Annotated in this window: 20 protein-coding genes; 10 read left to right on the top strand and 10 right to left on the bottom strand. The window is 72.1% G+C overall.

Annotated elements, in window-relative coordinates; translation table 11 throughout:
• Positions 1-89: 89 nt before the first annotated feature.
• Complete coding sequence (locus ACFYPS_RS07000; protein ID WP_354962939.1) at positions 90-701, bottom strand: PadR family transcriptional regulator; 612 nt, start codon at positions 699-701, stop codon at positions 90-92.
• 148 nt (positions 702-849) lie between these two features.
• Here ACFYPS_RS07000 and ACFYPS_RS06995 point away from each other — a divergent pair, with 148 nt between their 5' ends.
• On the top strand, positions 850-2,595 hold the full coding sequence (locus ACFYPS_RS06995) for a biotin carboxylase N-terminal domain-containing protein (RefSeq protein ID WP_354962653.1): 1,746 nt from the start codon (positions 850-852) through the stop codon (positions 2,593-2,595).
• Between the two features lie 136 nt (positions 2,596-2,731).
• Positions 2,732-4,171, top strand: coding sequence for a GuaB1 family IMP dehydrogenase-related protein (locus ACFYPS_RS06990; RefSeq protein WP_354962652.1), 1,440 nt, complete (start codon positions 2,732-2,734; stop codon positions 4,169-4,171).
• 112 nt (positions 4,172-4,283) lie between these two features.
• Here the strand turns inward: ACFYPS_RS06990 and ACFYPS_RS06985 are convergent, their stop codons facing one another.
• Positions 4,284-4,844 carry a TetR/AcrR family transcriptional regulator gene (locus ACFYPS_RS06985; protein ID WP_354962651.1) on the bottom strand — a complete coding sequence of 187 codons (561 nt, stop codon included), beginning with the start codon at positions 4,842-4,844 and terminating at the stop codon, positions 4,284-4,286.
• Between the two features lie 81 nt (positions 4,845-4,925).
• Between ACFYPS_RS06985 and ACFYPS_RS06980 the strand changes: the two genes are divergently transcribed.
• From ACFYPS_RS06980 to ACFYPS_RS06965, 4 genes are read left to right on the top strand one after another with little or no spacing between them, the layout of a single operon-like run.
• The gene (locus ACFYPS_RS06980; RefSeq protein ID WP_354962650.1) at positions 4,926-5,372 is read left to right on the top strand and encodes a DoxX family protein; all 447 of its coding nucleotides are present in this window, start codon (positions 4,926-4,928) and stop codon (positions 5,370-5,372) included.
• A gap of 25 nt (positions 5,373-5,397) precedes the next feature.
• A complete protein-coding gene (locus tag ACFYPS_RS06975; protein ID WP_354962649.1) occupies positions 5,398-5,880 on the top strand; it encodes a MarR family transcriptional regulator in 483 nt (160 codons plus the stop codon).
• Entirely contained in the window at positions 5,874-7,607 is a 1,734-nt protein-coding gene (locus tag ACFYPS_RS06970) for an ABC transporter ATP-binding protein (protein WP_387323254.1), read from the top strand. Before ACFYPS_RS06975 ends, ACFYPS_RS06970 begins: the two co-directional genes overlap by 7 nt.
• Positions 7,604-9,658 (top strand): ABC transporter ATP-binding protein, encoded by a 2,055-nt coding sequence (locus tag ACFYPS_RS06965; RefSeq protein WP_387323252.1) that lies wholly within the window; start codon positions 7,604-7,606, stop codon positions 9,656-9,658. The genes ACFYPS_RS06970 and ACFYPS_RS06965 overlap by 4 nt, the downstream gene beginning before the upstream one ends.
• 59 nt (positions 9,659-9,717) lie before the next feature.
• Here the strand turns inward: ACFYPS_RS06965 and thrS are convergent, their stop codons facing one another.
• Entirely contained in the window at positions 9,718-10,935 is a 1,218-nt protein-coding gene (gene thrS / locus ACFYPS_RS06960) for a threonine--tRNA ligase (RefSeq protein ID WP_354962646.1), read from the bottom strand.
• A 517-nt stretch (positions 10,936-11,452) separates the two neighbouring features.
• On the opposite strand from thrS, the gene ACFYPS_RS06955 reads away from it, so the two are divergent.
• Both ACFYPS_RS06955 and ACFYPS_RS06950 read left to right on the top strand, forming a co-directional pair.
• Positions 11,453-12,073 carry a DedA family protein gene (locus ACFYPS_RS06955; protein ID WP_354962645.1) on the top strand — a complete coding sequence of 207 codons (621 nt, stop codon included), beginning with the start codon at positions 11,453-11,455 and terminating at the stop codon, positions 12,071-12,073.
• Between the two features lie 104 nt (positions 12,074-12,177).
• Positions 12,178-12,858 (top strand): DUF998 domain-containing protein, encoded by a 681-nt coding sequence (locus ACFYPS_RS06950; RefSeq protein ID WP_354962644.1) that lies wholly within the window; start codon positions 12,178-12,180, stop codon positions 12,856-12,858.
• On the opposite strand, the gene ACFYPS_RS06945 is transcribed toward ACFYPS_RS06950, so the two are convergent.
• On the bottom strand, positions 12,815-14,218 hold the full coding sequence (locus ACFYPS_RS06945; protein WP_354962643.1) for an NAD(P)H-quinone dehydrogenase: 1,404 nt from the start codon (positions 14,216-14,218) through the stop codon (positions 12,815-12,817). The two genes, ACFYPS_RS06950 and ACFYPS_RS06945, sit on opposite strands and share 44 nt — an antisense overlap.
• A 106-nt stretch (positions 14,219-14,324) precedes the next feature.
• Here ACFYPS_RS06945 and ACFYPS_RS06940 point away from each other — a divergent pair, with 106 nt between their 5' ends.
• The gene (locus ACFYPS_RS06940) at positions 14,325-14,780 is read left to right on the top strand and encodes a gamma-glutamylcyclotransferase (RefSeq protein WP_354962642.1); all 456 of its coding nucleotides are present in this window, start codon (positions 14,325-14,327) and stop codon (positions 14,778-14,780) included.
• Positions 14,781-14,873: 93 nt separating this feature from the next.
• Here the strand turns inward: ACFYPS_RS06940 and ACFYPS_RS06935 are convergent, their stop codons facing one another.
• The 4 genes from ACFYPS_RS06935 to ACFYPS_RS06920 all read right to left on the bottom strand — a co-directional run bounded on the left by ACFYPS_RS06935 (position 14,874) and on the right by ACFYPS_RS06920 (position 18,332).
• A complete protein-coding gene (locus ACFYPS_RS06935) occupies positions 14,874-15,833 on the bottom strand; it encodes a GNAT family N-acetyltransferase (protein ID WP_354962641.1) in 960 nt (319 codons plus the stop codon).
• Positions 15,834-15,878: 45 nt separating this feature from the next.
• Positions 15,879-16,619: a hypothetical protein gene (locus tag ACFYPS_RS06930; protein ID WP_354962640.1), complete on the bottom strand. Its 741-nt coding sequence runs from the start codon at positions 16,617-16,619 to the stop codon at positions 15,879-15,881.
• A gap of 104 nt (positions 16,620-16,723) precedes the next feature.
• Entirely contained in the window at positions 16,724-17,698 is a 975-nt protein-coding gene (locus ACFYPS_RS06925) for a hypothetical protein (protein ID WP_354962639.1), read from the bottom strand.
• Between the two features lie 4 nt (positions 17,699-17,702).
• Complete coding sequence (locus ACFYPS_RS06920) at positions 17,703-18,332, bottom strand: MBL fold metallo-hydrolase (RefSeq protein ID WP_354962638.1); 630 nt, start codon at positions 18,330-18,332, stop codon at positions 17,703-17,705.
• 93 nt (positions 18,333-18,425) lie between these two features.
• Between ACFYPS_RS06920 and ACFYPS_RS06915 the strand changes: the two genes are divergently transcribed.
• On the top strand, positions 18,426-19,388 hold the full coding sequence (locus ACFYPS_RS06915) for a DUF4349 domain-containing protein (protein ID WP_354962938.1): 963 nt from the start codon (positions 18,426-18,428) through the stop codon (positions 19,386-19,388).
• On the opposite strand, the gene ACFYPS_RS06910 is transcribed toward ACFYPS_RS06915, so the two are convergent.
• Both ACFYPS_RS06910 and ACFYPS_RS06905 read right to left on the bottom strand, forming a co-directional pair.
• The gene (locus ACFYPS_RS06910) at positions 19,345-20,604 is read right to left on the bottom strand and encodes an amidohydrolase (protein ID WP_354962637.1); all 1,260 of its coding nucleotides are present in this window, start codon (positions 20,602-20,604) and stop codon (positions 19,345-19,347) included. The two genes, ACFYPS_RS06915 and ACFYPS_RS06910, sit on opposite strands and share 44 nt — an antisense overlap.
• Positions 20,605-21,148: 544 nt before the next feature.
• Positions 21,149-22,732 (bottom strand): methylmalonyl-CoA mutase family protein, encoded by a 1,584-nt coding sequence (locus ACFYPS_RS06905; protein WP_354962636.1) that lies wholly within the window; start codon positions 22,730-22,732, stop codon positions 21,149-21,151.
• Between the last annotated feature and the right edge of the window lie 95 nt (positions 22,733-22,827).

Raw genomic sequence — 22,827 nt, 5'->3', positions numbered from 1 at the left:
GGCCGTCGAAGGGGACGACGCCGGACGGCGCACTCCCCCGCTGTGCCGACAGCAGGCTAACGCGATATAGCTCTTATGGTCAACGTTGATTATTCCGCGTTGGGAGCGGCCGGCTCGGTCCCGTCCGTCCACTGCGGCCAACCCTCGGCGCTCTCCAGCTCAGCAGGTAGGTACGACACTCCGGAATCGATTTTCTCGGCGATCCGCTCGCACCAGGCCATCTCGGCCTCGGCCCGCGCCGACCACAGCTCGAACATCCAACCGACGTGGACCGGCTTGGTGTTGCGCACCCAGTCCGACTCAAGCGAGGCGCGCATCGACTCGATGCCGGCGCGCAGCAGGTTGGCCCGGTTGCGCAGAGCCGCCGCCGCCTCGGGCCGCGGCATCGCGGGCAGGAAGGAGAAGGCCGCCGTGAACGGGTCCACCGGCTCGGAGAAGTTCCACCAGAGGCCGCGCAGCAACGTCTCGAACTCGTCCTCACCCTTGGGGGTCACCTCGTACGTGGTCCGCGCGGGACGGGCACCGACCTGCTCGGTCGCGACGGCGCGGAGCAGCCCTTCCTCGGTGAGCTTTCGCAGAGCGTGGTAGATCGAGCCGGGCTGCACGTTGGCCCACTTGTCGGCGCTCCAGCTCAGCAGCTCGCGGCGCACGTCATAGCCGTGTACGGGCTGCATCCACCGCACCAGACCGAGAATCATCATCCGAGTCGCAGACACCGGACAAGCGTAATAGGCAAGTTTGACTAGAGCGCGGCACGCACAGTGCGGCATCCCACACTGAGCGATCGTTAGGGCCACCAGGGCGGCCGATACACTCCCCGTCAGTAACCTGCCGGGAGGAGCCACGAAGGTGCGCAAGGTACTCATCGCCAATCGCGGCGAGATCGCCGTCCGGGTGATCCGCGCCTGCCGCGACGCTGGCCTCGGCAGCGTCGCCGTGTACGCGGACTCCGACCGCGACGCCCTGCACGCCACGCTCGCGGACGAGGCGTACGCGCTCGGCGGGGACAGCGCGACCGACACGTACCTGCGCATCGACAAGCTGCTCGACGTGGCCGCCCGGGCCGGCGCCGACGCCGTGCACCCCGGCTACGGCTTCCTGTCCGAGAACGCCGACTTCGCCCAGGCGGTCATCGACGCCGGGCTGACCTGGATCGGCCCCACCCCGCAGGCGATCCGCGATCTGGGTGACAAGGTCACCGCCCGGCACATCGCCCAGCGCGCCGGCGCGCCGCTGGTCCCCGGCACCCCGGACCCGGTCGCCAGCCCGGACGAGGTGATGGCGTTCGCCGTCGACCACGGCCTGCCGGTCGCCATCAAGGCCGCCTTCGGTGGTGGCGGGCGCGGGCTCAAGGTGGCCCGGACCATGGAGGAGATCCCCCAGCTGTTCGAGTCGGCCACCCGGGAGGCGGTCGCGGCGTTCGGCCGGGGCGAGTGCTTCGTCGAGCGCTACCTGGACCAGCCGCGGCACGTCGAGGCGCAGGTCCTCGCCGACCAGCACGGCAACGTGATCGTGGTCGGCACCCGGGACTGCTCGTTGCAGCGGCGACACCAGAAGCTGGTTGAGGAGGCCCCCGCGCCGTTCCTCAGCGACGCCCAGCGGGCCCAGATTCACGAGAGCGCCAAGGCAATCTGCCGCGAGGCCGGCTACCACGGCGCCGGCACGGTGGAATACCTGGTCGGCGTGGACGGCACCATCTCCTTCCTGGAGGTCAATACCCGGCTCCAGGTCGAACACCCGGTGACCGAGGAGACCGCCGGTATCGACCTGGTCCGCGAGCAGTTCCGGATCGCCGACGGCGAGAAGCTGCGCATCACCGAGGACCCGACGCCGCGCGGGCACTCGATCGAGTTCCGGATCAACGGCGAGGACCCGGGCCGCAACTTCCTGCCCGCCCCCGGCACCGTCACCGCCCTGCGGCTGCCCACCGGCCCCGGTGTCCGGGTGGACACCGGCATCTCGGCCGGCGACGTGATCGGCGGCAACTTCGACTCCCTGCTGGCCAAGGTGATCATCACCGGCGAGACGCGCACCGAGGCGCTGGAGCGGGCCCGCCGCGCGCTGGACGAGATGGTGCTCGAGGGGATGGCCACCGCGCTGCCGTTCCACCGGCTGGTGGTGCGGGACGAGGCGTTCACCGCCGAGCCGTTCACCGTGCACACCCGGTGGATCGAGACGGAGTTCCACAACACCGTGCCGCCGTTCGCCGCCGCCAGCGCCGCCGAGGCGCCGGTCGAGCGCGAGACCGTGGTGGTCGAGGTGGGCGGCAAGCGGCTGGAGGTCAGCCTCCCCGCCGGCTTCGGCGGGGGTACGACCACCGCCGCACCGGCCGCGCGCAAGTCGACCCGGCGCGGCGGGGCCAAGGCCGGTGCCCCGATCGGCGGCGACACCCTCGCCTCGCCGATGCAGGGCACCATCGTCAAGATCGCAGTGGCGGACGGCGACACCGTCGCCGAGGGCGACCTGGTGGTGGTGCTGGAGGCGATGAAGATGGAGCAGCCGCTGCACGCCCACAAGGCCGGCACGGTCAGCGGACTCTCCGCCGAGGTCGGCGCCGTGATCACCGCCGGCGCCGCGATCTGCACCATCGCCTGAAGGAAGGGCACCTTATTAACGCCTGGTGCATAAGAAGGGGCCCTTCCTAACACTTTGTCCGTGGTGGGGCTCGGCGCGGGGGTGGTTTGCGGCACCGACGTGGGCGCGGACGGTCGGAGGCAGGAATGATGGCCAGGTGCAGTTCCTTCACGGCGCGGCCCCCGCGCACGACCTGACCTACACCGACGTCTTCATGGCGCCGGCCCGCTCCGACCTGGGCTCCCGGCTCGATGTCGACCTGTCCACGGGCGACGGCACGGGCACCACCATTCCGCTGGTGGTGTCGAACATGACCGCCGTCGCCGGTCGGCGGATGGCCGAGACGGTGGCCCGGCGGGGCGCGATCGCCGTGATTCCGCAGGACATCCCGATCGAGGTGGTGGCGAACGTCGTCGCCTGGGTGAAGCAACGGCACCTGGTCTACGACACGCCGATCACGCTCGGTCCGACCGAGACCGTGGGTGACGCCATCCACCTGCTGCCGAAGCGCTCGCACGGCGCGGTGATCGTGGTCGACGAGGCCGGCCGGCCAATGGGCGTGGTCACCGAGGCGGACACCATGGGCGTGGACCGGTTCGCCCAGTTGCGGCACGTGATGTCCACCGAGCTGCACACCGTCCCGGCGGACGCGGACCCGCGTGCCGGCTTCGACCTGCTCTCCGCGGGGCGGCGCCGGCTCGCTCCGGTGGTGGACGCCGACGGCCGACTGGTCGGGGTGTTGACCCGCCAGGGCGCGTTGCGGGCCACGCTCTACACGCCGGCGGTGGACGACCGGGGTCGGCTGCGCATCGCGGCCGCGGTCGGGATCAACGGGGACGTCACCGGCAAGGCCGCCGCGCTGCTGGAGGCGGGGGTGGACACGCTGGTCGTGGACACCGCTCACGGCCACCAGGCGCGGATGATGTCGGCGCTGCGGGCGGTCCGCAAGCTGAACCCGGGGGTGCCGGTGGCGGCCGGCAACGTGGTGACCGCCGAGGGGGTACGTGACTTGGTCGAGGCGGGCGCCGACATCATCAAGGTCGGCGTCGGCCCGGGGGCGATGTGCACCACCCGGATGATGACCGGCGTGGGCCGACCCCAGTTCTCCGCCGTGCTCGACTGCTCGGTGGCGGCCCGCGAGCTCGGCCGGCACGTCTGGGCCGACGGCGGCGTGCGGCACCCCCGTGACGTGGCGCTCGCGCTCGCCGCCGGCGCCTCGAACGTGATGATCGGTTCGTGGTTCGCCGGCACCTACGAGTCTCCCGGCGATCTGTACACCGACGCCGACGGTCGGCGGTACAAGGAGAGCTTCGGGATGGCTTCGGCGCGGGCGGTCAGCGCCCGTACGGCCGACGACAGCCCGTACGACCGCGCCCGTAAGGCGGTGTTCGAGGAGGGCATCTCCTCGGCCCGGATGCACCTGGACCCGGCCCGGCCCGGCGTCGAGGACCTGATCGACGAGATCATCGCCGGGGTCCGCAGCGCCTTCACCTATGCCGGCGCGCGGGACCTGGCGCAGTTCCACGAGCGGGCGGTCGTCGGTGTGCAGAGCGCCGCCGGCTTCACCGAGGGGATGCCGCTGCCCACGAGCTGGTGATCCCGCATCCCACGGACGTGTCGATCATGAAGTTGTGGTGCCTCACACAAGGGGCACCAATGGGCGAGCCCCCACCACAACTCCATGATCGACGCCGTGGAGGGGTGGGTGGTTACCGGGTCAGGCGCTTGAGGACTTCGCGGGCTGCGTCGCTGGGGTTGTCGCCGACCCGGTCCGGCAGTGCGCCGGCCAGCCAGAGGGTCGCGAAGCCGTGCGCGATCGACCAGGCGGCGAGCGCGTCGCTGTCGGCGTCGACGGGCGCGCCACGGGCGGGCAGTGCGGCCACCCCCGACCGGAGCGCGGCACCGGCGCGCTCCTGTGCGGCGACCAGTTCGGCGTCGTCGGCCCGGTAGAGCTCGGTCCGGAACATCACCTCGAAGTGCGCGCGGTGCCGGACGGCGAAGTCGACGTACGCGACACCGGCGTCCAACAGGTCGTCGGCCGTCGCGGTCAGCGCCTGCGCCAACAGGTCGAAGCCCTGGGCGGCCAGCGCGGTGAGCAGCCCGGCCTTGTCGCCGAAGTGGTGGGCGGGCGCGGCGTGCGAGACGCCGGCCCGGCGGGCCAGGTCGCGCAGGCTCAGCGCGACGGGCCCCACCTCCTCGATCGCTTCGACCGCGGCGGCGAGCAGGGCACGGCGCAGATCGCCGTGGTGGTAGGCGCGCGTTCCGGTCATACCCGAATCCTATCTTGTCAGTGACAAGATGCCACTCGCCCAGGCAATCTTGTCACTGACAAGTTCACGAGGAGGATTCCAATGGCACCCCTGATCGCCCTGCTGGTCGGCACCGCACTGGCCCGGTTGACCGGCTTCGCCGGCGTCGACGCGGTGGACGGCTGGCACCCCGCACTACGGGTCGGACTGGCCCTGATGTTCACGCTGACCGCCGTGGCGCACTTCGCCGGCCAGCGCCGCACCGACCTGATTGCAATGGTCCCGCCCGGCATGCCCCGCCCTGGGCTGCTGGTCACCGTCACCGGCGTGTTGGAGCTGGTCGGCGCGGTCGGCCTGCTGATTCCGGCAACCGCCCGCCTGGCCGCCGCCGGGCTCGGCCTCTTGATGCTCGCGATGTTCCCGGCCAACGTCTCGGCCGCCCGCCGGGGGCTGACCCTGGCCGGGCAACCGGTCACCCCGCTCGGCCAGCGCACCGTTCTGCAGATCATGTTCGTAGCCACCGCGGCGGCTATTTCGTTTGGCCCCTGACTATCAGGGGACTAACCTGCTTGCCGTGGACATCGTCACTCTCCAGGACGTGCCGCTCGGCCGGCTGCTGGTCGTGGCCGGGCACCTCGTCGGGCAGCGGTGGAACCGCTACCTCGCCGAGGAGCACGGTCTCACCCAGGCCGGCATGGTGACCCTGATGACGCTCGCCCGGCACGGCGAGCTGCCCCACCGCCAGGTCGCCGAGAAGGGCTTCGTGCGCCCGGCGACCCTGACCGGCATCGTGGACACGCTGGCCCGCGAGGGGCTGGTCGAGCGGCAGCGCGACGACAGCGACCGACGCAGCGTCCGGCTCGCCATCACCCCCGCCGGCCGGGAGCGGGTGGCGGCCCTCACCACCCTGATGCACTCCGGAAGTCCGCTCACCTCGGTCGACGCTGACCCGGCGAAGGCGCAGGTGATCCGGGACTTCCTGCTCGAGGTCATCGGCAGCGGGGACGACCCGCGGATGACCGGACGCCCCACCGACGCGAAGGACCCGGCGTGCTGATCCGACTGTTGCGCAACCAGTTGCGCACCTACCAGCGACCGTTGACGGCAGTGGTGCTGCTCCAGTTCGTGGGCACCATGGCGTCGCTCTACCTGCCCAGCCTCAACGCCGACATCATCGACCGGGGCGTGGCCCGGGGCGACACCGACTACATCGTGCGCATCGGCGGCTGGATGCTGCTGGTCAGCCTGATCCAGATCATCTGTTCGATCGCCGCGGTCTACCTGGGCGCACGGATCGCGATGGGCTTCGGCCGGGACGTCCGGGCGACCCTGTTCGGGCACGTCAACCGCTTCTCCGCCCGCGAGGTGGCCCGGTTCGGCGCACCGTCGCTGATCACCCGCAACACGAACGACGTGCAGCAGGTGCAGATGCTCGTGCTGATGAGCTGCACCATGCTGGTCGCCGCACCGATCATGAGCGTTGGCGGTGTGGTGATGGCGCTCCGGGAGGATCTCGGGCTCTCCTGGCTGATGCTGGTCAGCGTGCCGGTCCTGGCCGTCGCGCTCAGCATGATCATCCGTCGGATGGTGCCAGGCTTCCGGCTGATGCAGACCCGGATCGACACGGTCAACCGGGTGCTGCGCGAGCAGATCACCGGCATCCGGGTGGTCCGCGCCTTCGTCCGCGAGCCGTACGAGACGGACCGCTTCGCCGTCGCCAACGCCGACCTGACCGCCACCGCGCTGCGTACCGGCCGACTGCTGGCACTGATCTTCCCGGTGGTCATGCTGGTGCTGAACGTCTCCAGCGTGGCGGTGCTCTGGTTCGGCGCCCAGCGGGTCGACTCCGGCGCGATCCAGGTCGGCGCGCTCACCGCCTTCCTCCAGTACCTGATGCAGATCCTGATGGCCGTCATGATGGCCACCTTCATGCTGATGATGGTGCCCCGGGCCGCGGTCTGCGCCGAGCGGATCGTCGAGGTGCTGGACACCGACTCCTCGGTGGTTCCCGCCGCCGAGCCCATCGCTGAGCCGCCCACCAGGGCCGAGCTGGAGCTGCGCGGGGTGCGCTTCCAGTACCCGGGCGCGGTCGAGCCGGTGTTGCGGGACATCTCCTTCCGAGCGACCCCCGGCACCACCACAGCGATCATCGGCAGCACCGGCGCGGGCAAGACCACCCTGCTGTCACTCATTCCCCGCCTGGTCGACGTCAGCGCCGGCGCGGTGCTGGTCGACGGCGTGGACGTGCGGGAGCTGGCGCCCGACGAGCTGTGGCGGCGCATCGGCCTGGTGCCGCAGCGGCCGTACCTGTTCACCGGCACGGTCGCCAGCAACCTGCGCTACGGAAACCCGGACGCCACCGACGACGAGCTGTGGCGGGCCCTGGAGCTCGCCCAGGCCCGGGACTTCGTGGCCCAGATGCCCGGCGGGCTGGATGCTCCGATCGCCCAGGGTGGCAGCACCGTCTCCGGCGGGCAGCGCCAACGCCTGGCCATCGCCCGGGCCCTGGTCAAACAGCCGGAGATCTACCTTTTCGACGACTCGTTCTCCGCGCTCGACCTCGGCACCGACGCGCGGCTGCGGGCGGCGCTACGTCCGGTCACCGCGCAGTCCGCGGTGGTGATCGTGGCCCAGCGGGTCTCCACGATCGTCGACGCCGATCAGATCATCGTGCTTGAGGACGGGGGGGTCGTCGGAGTGGGACGACACGAGGAGTTGCTGGAGAGCTGCCCGACGTACGCCGAGATCGTGGCCTCCCAGCAGACGGCGGAGGTGCCGGCATGAGCGAGCCCGACGAGCCGCGGACCGCGGCCGTACCCACGCAGAAGCCGGCCGGCGACGGGCCGACGCCGAAGCGGCTGCCCCCCGGCCGGCAGGGCGGTGGGCCGCCGTGGGCGGGCGCGGGGATGCCCGCCGAGAAGTCGATGAACTTCGGGCCGTCCGCCCGGCGGCTGCTCGGCCGGCTGCGCCCGCACCGGCTGCACCTGGCCGCCATCATCACCCTGGCCGTGGTGAGCGTCGGGTTCAGCGTGGCCGGACCGAAGATCCTCGGCCACGCCACGGACCTGATCTTCAACGGGGTGATCGGTCGGCAACTGCCGGCGGGCACCAGCACCGAGCAGGCCGTCGCGGCGGCCCGGGCCGGCGGCAACGACAGCTTCGCCGACATGCTGGGCCGAATGGACGTGGTGCCCGGCGTGGGCATCGACTTCAGCGCCCTGAGCCGGGTGCTGCTGCTGGCGCTCGGGCTCTACCTCGCCGCGAGCGTGCTGTCCTGGTGGCAGGGCTGGTTGCTCAACGGGGTGGTCCAGCGCACCGTGCTGCGGCTGCGCGCCGAGGTGGAGGAGAAGCTCAACCGGCTGCCGCTGCCGTACTTCGATCGGCAACCCCGCGGCGAGCTGCTCAGCCGGGTCACCAACGACATCGACAACATCTCGACCAGCCTCCAGCAGACGCTCAGCCAGCTGCTCACCTCGCTGCTGACCGTGGTCGGCGTGCTGGCCGTGATGTTCTGGATCTCGCCGCTGCTGGCCCTGGTGGCCCTGGTCGCGGTGCCGCTGTCGGTGCTGGTCACCCAGCGCATCGCCAAGCGCTCCCAGCAGCAGTTCATCGCGCAGTGGAAGCACACCGGCGAGCTGAACGGCCAGATCGAGGAGGCCTACACCGGTCACGAGCTGGTGAAGGTCTTCGGCCGGCAACGCGAGGTGGAGGCCGCGTTCAACGCCAAGAACGAGGAGCTGTTCCGGGCCAGCTTCGGCGCCCAGTTCATCTCCGGGATCATCATGCCGTCGATGATGTTCATCGGAAACCTCAGCTACGTGGCGATCGCGGTGGTCGGTGGGCTGCGGGTGGCCTCCGGGACGATGAGCCTCGGCGATGTGCAGGCGTTCATCCAGTACTCCCGTCAGTTCACCCAGCCGCTCACCCAGCTCGCCTCGATGGCCAACCTGCTCCAGTCCGGAGTGGCCTCGGCCGAGCGGGTCTTCGCGGTCCTCGACGCCGACGAGCAGAGCCCCGACCCGGTTCAGCCGGCCCGAGTCACCGACCCGCACGGTCGCGTCGAGTTCGAGCACGTCTCGTTCCGGTACGAGCCGGACAAGCCGCTGATCGACGACCTGTCGCTGGTCGCCGAGCCAGGCCACACGGTGGCCATCGTCGGCCCGACCGGCGCCGGCAAGACCACCCTGGTCAACCTGGTCATGCGGTTCTACGAGCTGGACGCCGGCCGGATCACCCTGGACGGGGTGGACATCACCACCATGCGCCGCGACGACCTGCGGGGTCGGATCGGCATGGTGCTCCAGGACACCTGGCTCTTCGGCGGCACCATCCGCGACAACATCGCGTACGGCCGGCCGGACGCCACCGAGGAGGAGATCCTCGCCGCGGCCCGGGCCACCTTCGTCGACCGGTTCGTGCGCAGCCTGCCGGACGGCTACGACACGGTCATCGACGAGGAGGGCAGCAACGTCAGCGCCGGCGAGAAGCAGCTCATCACCATCGCCCGGGCGTTCCTCGCCGAGCCGTCCCTGCTGATCCTGGACGAGGCGACCAGCTCGGTGGACACCCGCACCGAGGTGCTGCTCCAGCGCGCGATGGCCGCGCTGCGCTCGGATCGGACCAGTTTCGTCATCGCGCACCGGCTCTCCACCATTCGCGACGCCGACCTGATCCTGATGATGGAGAACGGCCGCATCGTCGAGCAGGGCACCCACGAACAGCTGTTGGCCGCCCACGGCCCCTACCACCAGCTCTACCGCTCCCAGTTCACCGCCGCCGTGGTCGAGGAAGACCCCGCCGCACCCGCCAAGTCCCCCCAGCCCGCGTCGATCTAGGGCGGATCATCATGAACGGAGATCCACTCACAACGACCCACCCCGGATCGACGGGTGGGTCAGTCGGGGGGCAAAAGGTCGGCCGAGCGGGCGGCGACCTGGCGGGTGATCAGGGTCAGTGCGGCCGCGGCGGGCATCGGATCCAGGGTGCGGCCGTCGCGGAGGCGCAGCGCGAGGTGCCCGTCGGCCTCCTCCCGGGAGCCCAGCACTCCGAGGTACGGGACGCGGCGGCGGGTCGCGTCCCGGATCCGGGCGCCCAACGAGCCGGGGGCGGCGACCTCGACCCGCAGCCCGGCAGCGAGGGCCCGCCGGGCCAGCTCGGCCGCCGCCTCGGCCTGCCCGTCGTCCACCGGCAGCAGCACCAGCTGGACCGGGGCGTACCAGGCCGGGAAGGCGCCCTGGTGCACCTCGATGAGGTACGCGAACAACCGCTCCATGCTGCCGACCAGGCTGCGGTGCACCATCACCGGCCGGCGCCGGCCGCCGTCGGAGTCGGTGTACGACAGGTCGAACCGTTCCGGCTTGTCGAAGTCCAGCTGGATGGTGGAGATGGTCGACTCCCGACCGGCAGCGTCGACGATCTGAATGTCGATCTTCGGACCGTAGAACGCGGCCTCCCCCGGCGCCTCGACGTACGCCACCCCGGCCAGCGCACCCCGGAGCAGTTCCTCGGCGTGGGCCCACTGCGCGTCGTCGCCGACGTACTTCTCGCCCAGCCCGCGCAGCGACAGCCGGAAACCGGCCGGGCGGACGCCGAGCGCGGCGTGCGCGGCACGGATCAGCCCGAGGATCTCCGCGACCTCCGCGCCCACCTGGTCGGGCGCGCAGAAGGTGTGCGCGTCGTTGAGCGAGATAGCTCGCACCCGGGACAGCCCGCCGAGCACCCCGGAGCGCTCCGAGCGGTACATCCCACCCAGCTCCGCGATCCGCAGCGGCAACTCCCGGTAGGAGCGGCCCCGGGCTCGGAAGACCAGCGCGTGGTGCGGGCAGAGCGCCGGCCGGAGCACGAACTCGTCGTCGGCGCTCAGCCGCATCGGCGGGAACATGTCGTCGGCGAAGTAGCCGAGGTGCCCGGAGAGTTCGAAGAGTTCGCGCTTGCCCAGCGGCGGCGAGTAGACGTGCTGGTGGCCGGACCGGCGCTCCAGCTCACGGACGTACTCCTCGACGGCGTGCCGGGCGGCGGCGCCGGCCGGCAGCCAGATCGGCAGGCCGGCGCCGGCCAACGGGTCGGAGACGAAGAGGTCCAGCTCCCGGCCGAGCTTGCGGTGGTCGATCATGTCGCGCTCCTGGATCGGGTACGACCCGGAGGCGACCCGGACTCCGAACGCCGCGCGGCCCTCGGGGCGGATCGCCCCGAGGCCTGGTCGACGGTGGTTACGTCAGAGCGGCGCGCCGGGGACACCCGGCGTCGTGGTCACCACTACCGCGCTGCGCATGCGGCGACCGTACCCGTCGGGCGATCGGGAACGCACCCGGATTTGGCGTGGCGGAGGGGAGGGCGGGCCGCCGGCGCGGGACCCGCCGGCGGCCCTGGGCGACCCGGATCGTCAGGAACGGGGGACCCGACGGTGCTGGGGCCGCGCGGACAACGGTACGCCGACGAACGCCGATCCGCCGACCGGCGCGGGGCGGGCGGACGGCCACCGGACCGTCACCCGAGGACGGCTCGCCTCGTTGTACCTGGGTGGCCCAGTCGTGTCGACGGTCACGGCGGGGTGGGGCTGTCCACGGTGACGCCGGACACGCCGTCAGGCTCGAGACACCCAATCGGCCGCATCCGGCGAGGTGGCACGCGTGCCCGAACTACTGACTGACGTCGCATCGCCGACCTGGGCGTACCTCGTGCTGCTCAGCCTGCTGATCGCGGACGCCTTCGTCCCGGTGATTCCCACCCAGATCGTCATGATCACCAGCGGTGCGCTCACCGTCTACGGCGGGCTCAGCCTGCCGGTCACCATCATCGTCGGCGCGCTCGGCGTCTTCGCCGGTGACCTGGCCTGCTACCTGCTCGGTCGCGGCGCACCGGACCGGCGGGCACCCCGGCACGCCGAGCCGAGCCGGGCACGACGGGTCGCCAGCCGGGTCACCCAGGGGTTGCGACAGCCCGGGCCGCTGGTCATCCTGCTCTGCCGGTTCGTGCCCGGCGGGCGAATGGCGGCCTGCTTCTCAGCCGGCCGCAGCCGTTACCCGTACCGGCTGTTCGTGCTCTACGAGACGGTGGCGGCGCTGGGCTGGGCCACCTACGGTGCGCTGGTCGGGCACCTCGGCGGCACCGCGCTGACCGAGTCGGCCTGGCGGCTGGCCATCATCGCCACCGCCGCAGCGGCCGGCTTCGCCGCCGCCGGGTGGGCCATGACCCTGGTCAGTGCACGGCACGCCCGGGCCGCAGCGGCAGCCGACATCCCCATCGACTGAGTGTCGGGCGCGGCACACCCGGGTGCCTCTAGGGGTAGTCCCCCGGGACGATTTCGGTGGCCGTCCCGGATCCGGCTCGGGCCTCCGGAGCGACAGGCTGAGGCATGCCTGGAACCCGGAGCACCGGCCTGTTCGCCCTCGGCGGGATCGCCCTGGCGGCGCTGCTGACCGTGATCGGCCACCTCGAAGTCAACGACGACCTCAACCCGTGGGCGCTGACCATCAGCGACTTCGCGGTCTCCGACCGCGGCGGCGTCATCGACATCGCGATGGTGGTTCTCGCGCTCGCCACCGTGGCGCTGCTGTACGGGCTGCGCCGCGCCGGCCCACCCCAACCGGCCCCGGGTCGGCCGGCCGAGCTGCTGCTCGGCGCGTGGGCGGCCGGGCTGCTGCTGGCCGCGGTGGTGCCGACGAACGAGCCGGGCACCGCCATGACCACCGCCGCCTACCTGCACCGGTACGCCTCGGTGGTCGCCTTCCTGGCGCTGCCGGCCGCCGGCTGGCTGCTCGCCCGCCGGCCCGACCTGGCGCCCACCGCCCGGACGCTGCGCACCCTCGTCGTGCTCAGCCTGGCCCTGGCCGCGGCGATGATCTGGTCCGCCTACCCCGGCGACCGTGTGCTGATCGGCCTGGCCGAGCGCCTGCTCATCCTCACCGAGGTCGCCGTACTAGGCACCGTCGCGGTGGCCCTGACCCGGACGTCCGTCGCCCGCCCGCTGACCGCGACGCGGAGGGTGGGTCCTACTCCAACTCGTGGAGCATTAGTTGGCGGGCCGCCTCGGTGATCGAGCCGGAGAGGCTCGGGTAGATGGTGATGGTCTGCGCCAACTCGTTGACGGTGAGGTTGTTCTCCACCGCCATCGTGATCGGCAGGATCAGCTCGCTGGCCTTCGGCGCGACCACCACCCCGCCGACGACCTGGCCGCTCGCCGGCCGGCAGAACAGCTTCACGAAGCCGTCGGAGAGGTCGTCCATCTTGGCCCGGGCGTTGCCCGACAGCGGCAGCATCACCTGCCGGGCCGGCACCTTGCCGGCGTCCACCTCGTCCTGGGAGACGCCCACGGTGGCCAGCTCCGGGTCGGTGAAGACGTTCGCCGCGACGGTCCGCAGCCGCAGCGGGCGGACCGCCTCGCCGAGGGCGTGCCACATGGCGATCCGGCCCTGCATGGCGGCGACGCTGGCCAGCAGCAGGACGCCGGTGCAGTCACCAGCGGCGTAGATGCCGGGCACGTTGGTCCGGGACACCCGGTCGACCGTGACGTAGCCGCCCCGGCCCAGCTCCACGCCGTACTCGGTCAGGCCCAGGTTGGCGGTGTTCGGGATCGAACCGACCGCGATCAGGGCGTGCGAGCCGGAGACCTTACGGCCGTCGGAGAGCTCCACCTCGACGCCGTCGGCCGTACGCCGGACCGCGTCGGCGCGGGAGTTGTTGAGGATGCTCATGCCCCGGTTGCGGAACACCCGCTCGATGGCCGACGCCGCGTCGGCGTCCTCGTGCGGCATCACCCGGTCGCGGCTGGAGACCAGGGTGACCTGGACCCCCATCGCCAGGTACGCGCTGGCGAACTCGGCGCCGGTCACGCCGGAGCCGACCACGATCAGATGCTCGGGCAGCTCCGGCAGGTCGTACACCTGGCGCCAGGTCAGGATCCGCTCACCGTCCGGTACGGCGGTGGGCAGTTGGCGGGGCGTCGAGCCGGTGGCCACCAGCACGGTGGACGCGGCGATCGAGTATTCCTCGCCACCGTCGGCGGGGGTGACGATGACCCGGTGGGTGTGGCCCAGCGTGTCCTCACCCAGCCGGGCGGTGCCGGCCACGAAGGCGACCCCCGCCTTGAGCAGCTTGGCGTGGATGTCGGCGGACTGCGCCAGCGCCAGCCGCTTGACCCGCTCGTGCACCGCCCGCGCGTCGACGGTCACCGCCTCCAGGCCGTCCGAGTGCACCCCGAACTCTTCCGTGTCCCGATAGCCGGTGACCACCTCCGAGCTGGCGATGAAGGTCTTCGACGGAACGCAGTCGGAGAGCACGCACGCCCCGCCCGCGCCGTCGGCCTCCACCACGGTGACATCGGCGTCCAGCTGGGCGGCGACCAGCGCCGCCTCGTACCCGGCCGGCCCCCCACCGATGATCACGATCCGGCTCACAGCGTCTGCCCTTCGTCGATGCTCACAGTGATTTTCTTCTCCCGAACGCACCCGACACGCACAGTCGTATTCTCCCCCACCCGCCTGTCCGGCTATCGTCATCGCCGTGGGTCTTCACGCCGCCTACGGCTCAAACCTGGATCCCGCCCGGATGCGCGCCTACTGCCCGCATTCGCCGATGGTGGGCGTCGGCTGGCTGGAGGGGTGGCGGCTGACCTTCGCCGGGGCGGACGTGATCGGCTGGGAGGGCGCGGTGAGCACCCTGGTCGAGTCCCCCGGTGACCGGGTCTTCGTGGCGCTCTACGACATCCACCCGTACGACGCGGCCCAGCTCGACGAGCTTGAGGGGGTCGCCGCCGGCACGTACCGCAAGCTGCACGTTCGGGTCTCCACCCTCGACGGCGACGTGACCGCGTGGATCTACGTCTTCGACGGGTACGAGGGCGGCCTGCCGACGTCGTGGTATCTCTCCGAGATCGCGAACGCCGCCGAGAAGGCGGGCGCGCCGGACGACTACGTCACCGAGCTGCGGGCCCGCCCCACCGGCACCGCGTCGGCCTAGGGGCTGTCGCAGTCGGCCTGGAGGCTGTCGCACGCTGCCAGTCTGCTACCGACGCCGGCCGGACCGTCCGTCGGGCTCGACCGGCGTCGTCAATCACACACCGGCAACCGGGACGAGCAGCTGGTACATGTCCGTCCACCGGGTCTCCCGCAGGCCCACGGTCCGGTAGAGCGACAGCGGGGCGGTCGGGTTTGTGAGGTCCACCCCCAGGCCGGCCGCCTGCCGGCCCTTCTCGGCGTAGCGGGCGAAGGCGCGGCGCAACAGCGCGGCGCCCACCCCCCGCCGGCGGTACGCGGGCAGCACCGCCAGGCTCCGCACGAAGCCCTCCTGCTGGTCGAGCGCCTGATCCGAGGACTGCAACGCGCCCGCCACCGCCCCGTCGACCTCGGCGACGAACCATTCGTCCCAGGCGGTCATGTCACCGATCCGGGCCCGCCACCGCTCGTACGACAGCGGCTCGTGGTCCGGGGTGTCGCGGAAGGCGGCGTCCTGGATGCGGTGGAACTCCCGGAGTTCGGCCTCGTCGTCGGAGCGGACCGGCCGCACCGTCATCCCGGGCGGCGGGGGCGGTTCGGCGGGCAGGTCGGCCAGCGGGCGGCGCATCCGGACGTATCTCTTGGCCAGGGTGAAGCCGACCGTCCGCAGGTCGCGTTCCCAGTCACGTTCCGGCGCGAAGACCGCGCAGCGGACGGTGAGTGCGGGCAGCCCCCGCTCGGCCGCCCGCTCGGCGACCCGGTCCAGTTGCCGGGCCAGCAGCGGCGCCCGGACCGCAGCGCCCCGCTCCGGATCGACGTAGACCTCGACGAACTCCCTGCCCACCCCGGTCGGGTTGTCGACGGTCGCCCAGCCCACCACGGTGTCGTCCGGGTCCAGTGCCAGCCAGGAGTCACGAGCCGGGTCGAAGAACGGGCCGGTCAGCGACTCGGCAACGTCCTCGGCGTCGAAGTCGGGATGACCGATGGCGAAGGTGTCGGCGGCGTGCACCACCGCGAGGATCGCCGGCACGTCGTCGAGGGTGGGCCGGCGCACGGTCCAGCCAGCAGGAAGGGTCACGGCAGGTGATCCTGACAGCCGAGGCCCGCGAGCGCCGCCGATTTTTCACCGGGCGGCGAGGTCGGCCCGGGTCTGGTGCAGCAGTTCCACCAGCTCGATGCCGTCGGCGGGGCCGAGCGCCGCGAACGCCGGTGCGGCCAGCCGGTCGGTGACGGCCTCCGCCCAGAGCCGCCGGCGCACCAGCGGCCCGACCGGCGGGTACGGCGGCGACCAGCCACAGGCGACCGCACCGGCCTCCCCCTCCGGCCCGGCCAGCACGGCCTCCAGCGGGGTCATCCCGGCGGCGCGTACCGCCAACAGGTAGGCGCCGGCGAAGTGTTCGCGGAGCAGCCGCAGCCCGGCGGCGCTCCGGGCGCCCGGGGAGAGATCCGGCAGTGGCATGGCCCGCCACGCGGCGAAGAGTGGCATGCCGCTGGCGTCCGCCGCCGCCACCGCCCGCTCGACCAGCCCGGCCAGGCGCTCGACGGTGGGCAGGGCGCCCAACCGCTGCGCCCCCCACCGGCAGCACTCGGCGAGGCTCGCGGCGGCGACCTCGGCCGGCCGGAGGACCCGGGCCGCCGCGTCCCAGCCGTCGGCGACCGCGTCCGGGGCGACGAAGCCGAGTGCCGCGGCCGCCGTCTCGGCCCGTACGTCGCCGAGAGCACCGGCCCGCCCGCTGATGTAGAAGGCCCAGCCGGAGATGCCGAGCAGCCGTGCCCGGCGCAGTGTGGTCGGGCACCGGCTGTATCGGTCGCCCAGGTCGAGCGCGACGGGCTTGCTGGCGGCGGCGACCTGCTCCGGTGTCATCCGGACGCCAACGTCGGGTGCCTCGACCCGCCGGCCACGGCGGCTTCCGGATCCGGGATCGCCGGCCCGGGACGGTCCGGCCACTCGTCGTCGTCCATCGATGGTCAGTCTGCCGGGCCACCGCCCGAGTCCGCATCCCCCTCTTCGGCCGCCAGCGCCTCGACCGCCGCCTCCACCTCGCCGGCGCGCCGCCGGGCCACGGTGACGGCCCGCTCGGCCGCACGCCGGGCCAGCTTGGCCCGGCTGAGGTCCTGCTCCGCCACCGCCCGCCGCCGCTCCAGCTCGGCCAGCTCGGTCTCTATCCCGTCGAGCACGGCGACGCCGTCCCGTTCCTGCCCGGTCGCCTCGGTCAACTCGGCCTCGGCCCGCTCCTGATCGGTCCGGGCCCTGGCCAGTTCCCGGTCCAGCGCCCGGCGCTGCCGCGCCCGCTCGGCCTGGGCCGCCCGCTGCGCCGCCCGCTCGGCGCGTTCCGCGGCCCGGTCGGTACGGGGGGCCGCCTCGGGACCCGTCCGCTGGGTGCCGGGTCGGCGGGCCGGGCGTTCCTCGGCCCGATCCTCCTCATCGCCGGTGACCAGCCGCAGCTGCGGGCGGGGCACCTCGCCGAAGCCGGCGTAGCTGGCCGATCGCAGCAGACGCCCGGACCGGACCTGCTCGGCGACCTCGGCGTCGGAGAGCGCCGCGTTCAGGGTCGCCTCCACCTCGGCCAACGGCAGCTTGCCGGCCGACGGCGCGTCCGGCTCCGCCGCGGCGAGCTTGCGGACCTCGGCGACCAGCGCGCCGACCACCGCCCGGCGTTGCGCGGACAGCTCCCGGAGCCGCGGCCCACGCAGCTCCCGCTGGGCGGCCCGCAGCGCGTCGGCGAGCTGGACCAGGTCGGCGACCAGCTCGGGACGGTCGATGGCGAGCAGGTTCACCAGCCAGGCGGCCACCGTGGGGCGGCGCAACCGGGCCAACTGCCGGGCCGTGGTCGGGTCGCCGGCGCGGCGGGCCTCGGCCACGGCGGCGTCCCGGGCGGCCACGAACCGCTCCGGTGGGGTGCGGTAGAGCTGCTGCACCAGCTCCGGGGAGGGGCCGGGCATGGCCTCAGACGTCCACCCGGCTACCGGGCTCCAGGCGCTGGTACTCGGTGCCGGACAGCGCCGAGTACTGACGGTCGAGCACGCCCAGCCCGGTGTCGTTGAGCAACCCGTCGTGCAACGCGTACGCGCGGCGCGGGGCGACCGCCCGGATGAAGTCGACCACCTCGGAGAACTTCGACCAGGGGGCGTGGATCGGCGCGAAGAGCGTGTCGACCGGCGTCTCCTCCGGCACCACCAGGGCGTCGCCCGGGTGGTAGACCACGTCGTTGATCAGGAACCCGAGGTTGTCCACCACCGGGATGTCCGGATGGATCACCGCGTGTCTCCCGCCGTAGGCGCGGACGGCCACCCCGGCGGCGGTGAAGGACTCACCGGCCGCGACCGGATGCAACGCCTCGGCCGTGTCGCCCAGGGTGCCGGCGAGCGAGGCGGGCCCGTGGATCGGAAACGGTCGCCGGTCGAGTTGCAGGCGCACCGCCGCCAGATCGAGGTGGTCGGGGTGTTCGTGGGTGATCAGCACCGCGTCCGCACCGTCCAACGCCGCAGGGTCGCTGAACACCCCGGGGTCGACGACGAGCACTCCCCCGTCGTGTTCCACCCGGATACAGGAGTGGGCGTACTTGGTGAGCCGCATCGTGACTCCTCGATTATCGAATCGTGACGTCCTCAGCGCAGTCTGCCGGAACCAGCCGACGAGCGCGCCGCGTCCGAGGTATCGCCACACCGGCTGACGACGATGGGAGCGGGGATGGACGGACGGGCGGGACGACGCCGCGGCGCACTGCTGGCGGCGACGGCGCTGGCGGCGGTGCTCGGGTTGACCGGGTGCGGTGCCGGCGACAGCGGTGCACGGGACACGGCGGGCGCGGCGGCCGAGGCACCGGCGGCGAACGGCGGCGCGGCGGACAAGGACAGCGCCGCCGGGGCGCCGGGGGCTGCCGGAGCCGGCGCTCCGGACCTGCGGGTGGACCAGCGGGCGATCATCTACACCGGAGCCATGCGGGTCCAGGTGGACGATGTGGACGGCGCCGCCCGCGAGGTCGCCGCCGCGGTCACCCGAGCGGGTGGCTTCATCGGCGGTGACCAGCGGCGCAGCGCCGAGGCCGACGCGGTCGCGGAGTTGCAGCTGCGGGTGCCGGCGGCGAAGTTCGCCGGCGTGGTGGAGGAGATCGCGCAGCTCGGCAAGCAGCAGAGCCGGGAGATCAGCACCCAGGACGTCACCGAGGAGACCGTCGACCTGGACGCCCGGATCACCAGTCAACGGGCCCGGGTCGACAGCGCACGCCGGCTCCTCGGCCGAGCCACCTCGATCACCGACCTGGTGTCGCTGGAGAACGAGCTGGGTCGCCGCGAGGCCGACCTGGCGTCGCTGGAGGCCAAGAAGCGGCGGCTGTCCGACCTGACCGCCCTCTCCACGATCACCGTGTCGCTGGCCGGGCCGGCTGCCAAGACCCCCGAGGAGAAGACCGAGACCGGCTTCCTGGTCGGGCTGAAGGGCGGCTGGAAGGCGTTCGTCGCCTCGCTGACCGTCCTGCTCACCGTGCTGGGCGCGCTGCTGCCCTGGCTGGTGGCGCTCGGCGTACCGCTGGCGGTGCTGCTGCTGGTGCTGCGCCGGCGGAAGAAGGAGCCGGCCCTGGTCGCTCCGGTCAGCGCACCGCCGCCAGTGCCCGCAGCGCGGTCTGCACCATGACGCGTACGCCGGCCGGGATGGCCCCCTCGTCGACGTCGAAGGACGCGCGGTGCAGGTCGACGTTGGGGCCGGAGCGGCCCACGCCGAGCCGGGCGAGGGCGCCGGGGACGTACTCCAGGTACCAGGAGAAGTCCTCGCCGCCCATGCTCTGCGGCGTCTCGGCGATGCCGTCCGGGCCGAGCGCGGCGGCGGTGGCGGCGGTCAGCACCTGGATCGCCCGCGCGTCGTTGCACACCGGTGGCCGGCCGCGCAGGTATTCCAGATCGACGGTCGCACCGGTCGGCGCGATCACGTCCCGGACGACCTGAGCCACGATCTTGGGAGCCTGTTCCCAGGTGTCGCGGTCCATCACCCGCAGGGTGCCGGAGGCGGACGCCTCGGAGGGGATGACGTTGTAGCGGGTGCCGGCCGAGGCGTGGCCGAAGACCAGCAGCAGCCCGCTGTTGGCCGGCACCCGGCGGCTGACCAGGGCGGGCACCTCGGTGATCAGCCGGCCGAGCGCGTCCACCAGGTCGACGGTCAGGTGCGGGCGGGCGGTGTGCCCGCCCGGGCCGCTGAGCCGGACGGTGACGTTGTCGGCGGCCGCGGTGATCGGACCGACCCGCAGGCCGACCTGACCCACCGGCAGGTTCGGGTCGCAGTGCAGCGCGAAGATCTGCGCCACGTCGTCCAGGCCGCCGGCCTCGATGACCTCCAGCGAGCCGCAGGGCAGGATCTCCTCGGCCGGCTGGAAGATGAGCCGGACCCGGCCGTCCAGCTCGCCGAGGTCGGCGAGCTGGGCCAGCAGCATGCCGACGCCGAGCAGGATCGTGGTGTGCACGTCGTGCCCGCAGGCGTGGCAGACGCCCTGCACCGTGGACCGGTAGGGCACGTCCTTGGGGTCGTCCAGCGGCAGTGCGTCGATGTCGGCGCGCAGCGCGATGACCGGGCCGTCCGGGCGGCCGTTGACGTCGCAGATCACGCCGTTGCCCTTGGGCAGCAGTCGCGGCTTCAACCCGGCCAGTGAGAGCTCCCTGGCGATCAGTGCGGCCGTCTCGAACTCGGTGCCGGAGAGCTCTGGGTGCGAGTGGATGTGACGGCGGGTAGCGATCAGCCCGGGTACCCGGAGCGCGAGGAGGTGGTCCAGGTCGCGGGGCAGGGGCTGGGACCCGGGCGGCAGCTCCGGCCAGGACGACGCCAGCTGGCTGCCGGTGGGCAGCGTCAACGCACTCGTCACGTCGAATTCTCGATCACTAGAGATGGATGGATCATCGGGAACAGCAGACAGCCTAGACCTCCGGCGGTGACGCTGCGCAACCTCGTTACGGTGATGATCAGACCGCACAGCGTCACGTATGCCCTGCTGAGGGCGCTCGGAGATGCGCGGGACAGCAGGTAGATCGCGGTCGAACGCCGTCATCTCCCCCTCACCTCCTACAACGCGTAACCGATGTCGGCGGTCACGAATCCGGCGCCACTCGCGGGCCCACGTTGCGAATTGTCGCATTAGTCGGGGTGATGAACTGACACTCCGACAATAAGCCGACCACGCTCCGCAGCGAGCCGGAAAAGACGCTCACACGCGCCGGCCCGCCATGACCGCACACGGTGTGCGTCCCCGATCACCCGGTCGGGGTACCCCCAAACCTGATGGACACACCCCGGACGCCGTCGGGGGCCACGCCGCCCTCGGCCCGGCCGGTGGAGGATCCGCTTCCGACTGTAGCTCTGCCAGGACCGAATAAACCCGCCCTGACCTGCGAGAACGGCCGGTCAGCCGATCAGAACCGATCGGTGGGCCGGTACAGACCCCACGCCTCGCGCAGCGTCCCGCAGACCTCACCCACCGTGGCGCGGGCCCGCAGCGCCTCCCTCATCGGGTACAGCACGTTCTCCGTGCCGTCGGCGGCGGCCCGCAGCTCGGCCAGGGCCCGCGCCACCGCGTCGGAGTCCCGCTCGGCGCGCAGCCGGGCCAGCCGGTCAGCTTGGGCCGCCTCGATCGTCGGGTCGACCCGCAGCGGCTCGTACGGCTCCTCCTCGTCGACCGCGAACCGGTTGAGACCCACCACCACCCGGTCACCCGAGTCGATCTCCTGGGCGATCCGGTACGCGGACTGCTCGATCTCGCGCTTCTGGAACCCGGCCTCAATCGCGTCCACCGCCGAGCCGTGGTCGGCCACCCGCTCCATCAGCTCGACGGCCGCGGCCTCGATCTCGTCGGTCATCGCCTCCACCACGTACGAGCCGGCGAACGGGTCGACGGTAGCGGTCAGGTCGGTCTCGTACGCCAACACCTGCTGGGTACGCAGCGCCAGCCGGGCGGCCTTCTCGGTGGGCAGCGCGATCGCCTCGTCGAAGCTGTTGGTGTGCAGCGACTGGGTGCCGCCGAGCACCGCACCGAGCCCCTGCACCGCGACCCGGACCAGGTTCACCTCCGGCTGCTGGGCGGTGAGCTGCACGCCGGCGGTCTGGGTGTGGAAGCGCAGCATCATCGACTTCGGGTCCTTGGCGCCGAATTCGTCACGCATCAGCCGGGCCCAGATCTTGCGGGCCGCGCGGAACTTCGCCACCTCCTCCAGCAGCGTCGTGCGGGCCACGAAGAAGAACGACAGCCGGGGCGCGAAGTCGTCCACCGCGAGCCCGGCGGCCAGCGCCGCCCGGACGTACTCCACACCGTTGGCCAGGGTGAACGCGATCTCCTGCGCGGGCGTCGCACCAGCCTCGGCCATGTGGTAGCCGGAGATGGAGATGGTGTTCCACTTCGGCACCTCCTTGCGGCAGTACGCGAACGTGTCGGCCACCAGGCGCAGCGAGGGCTTGGGCGGGAAGATGTACGTCCCCCGGGCGATGTACTCCTTGAGGATGTCGTTCTGGATGGTGCCGTTGAGCGCCGAGCCGGGCACCCCGTTCTCCTCGGCGACGAGCTGGTAGAGCAGCAGCAGCACGGATCCGGGAGCGTTGATGGTCATCGACGTGGACACCTTGTCCAGCGGGATGTCGGCGAAGAGCAGCCGCATGTCCTCGATGGAGTCGATGGCCACGCCCACCTTGCCGACCTCGCCGTGCGCGATCGGCTCGTCCGAGTCGTAGCCCATCTGGGTCGGCAGGTCGAAGGCGACGGAGAGGCCCATCGTGCCGGCCCGCAACAGTTGGTGGTATCGCGCGTTGGACTCGGTGGCGGTGCCGAAGCCGGCGTACTGGCGCATGGTCCACGGACGGGAGGTGTACATCGTGGGGTAGACCCCCCGGGTGTACGGGAACTCGCCCGGGGCGCCCTGCCGGGAGTCGAGGTCCTCCGGAAGGTCGGCCGCCGTGTAGACGCCCTTGATCGGGAAACCGGACTCGCTTGACCGCCGTTCACTCATCCCCGGATGGTAGGACGCCCGCGCGTGTCGTCGGGTGAGGGATACCGCACAGTGCGTCCCGACCCGTCGACAGGAGGTGAACGACAGGGCACGTT

Source organism: Micromonospora sp. NPDC005087, assembly GCF_042872965.1.
Lineage (GTDB): Bacteria > Actinomycetota > Actinomycetes > Mycobacteriales > Micromonosporaceae > Micromonospora.
This window is presented reverse-complemented; position numbering and strand designations above follow the sequence as displayed.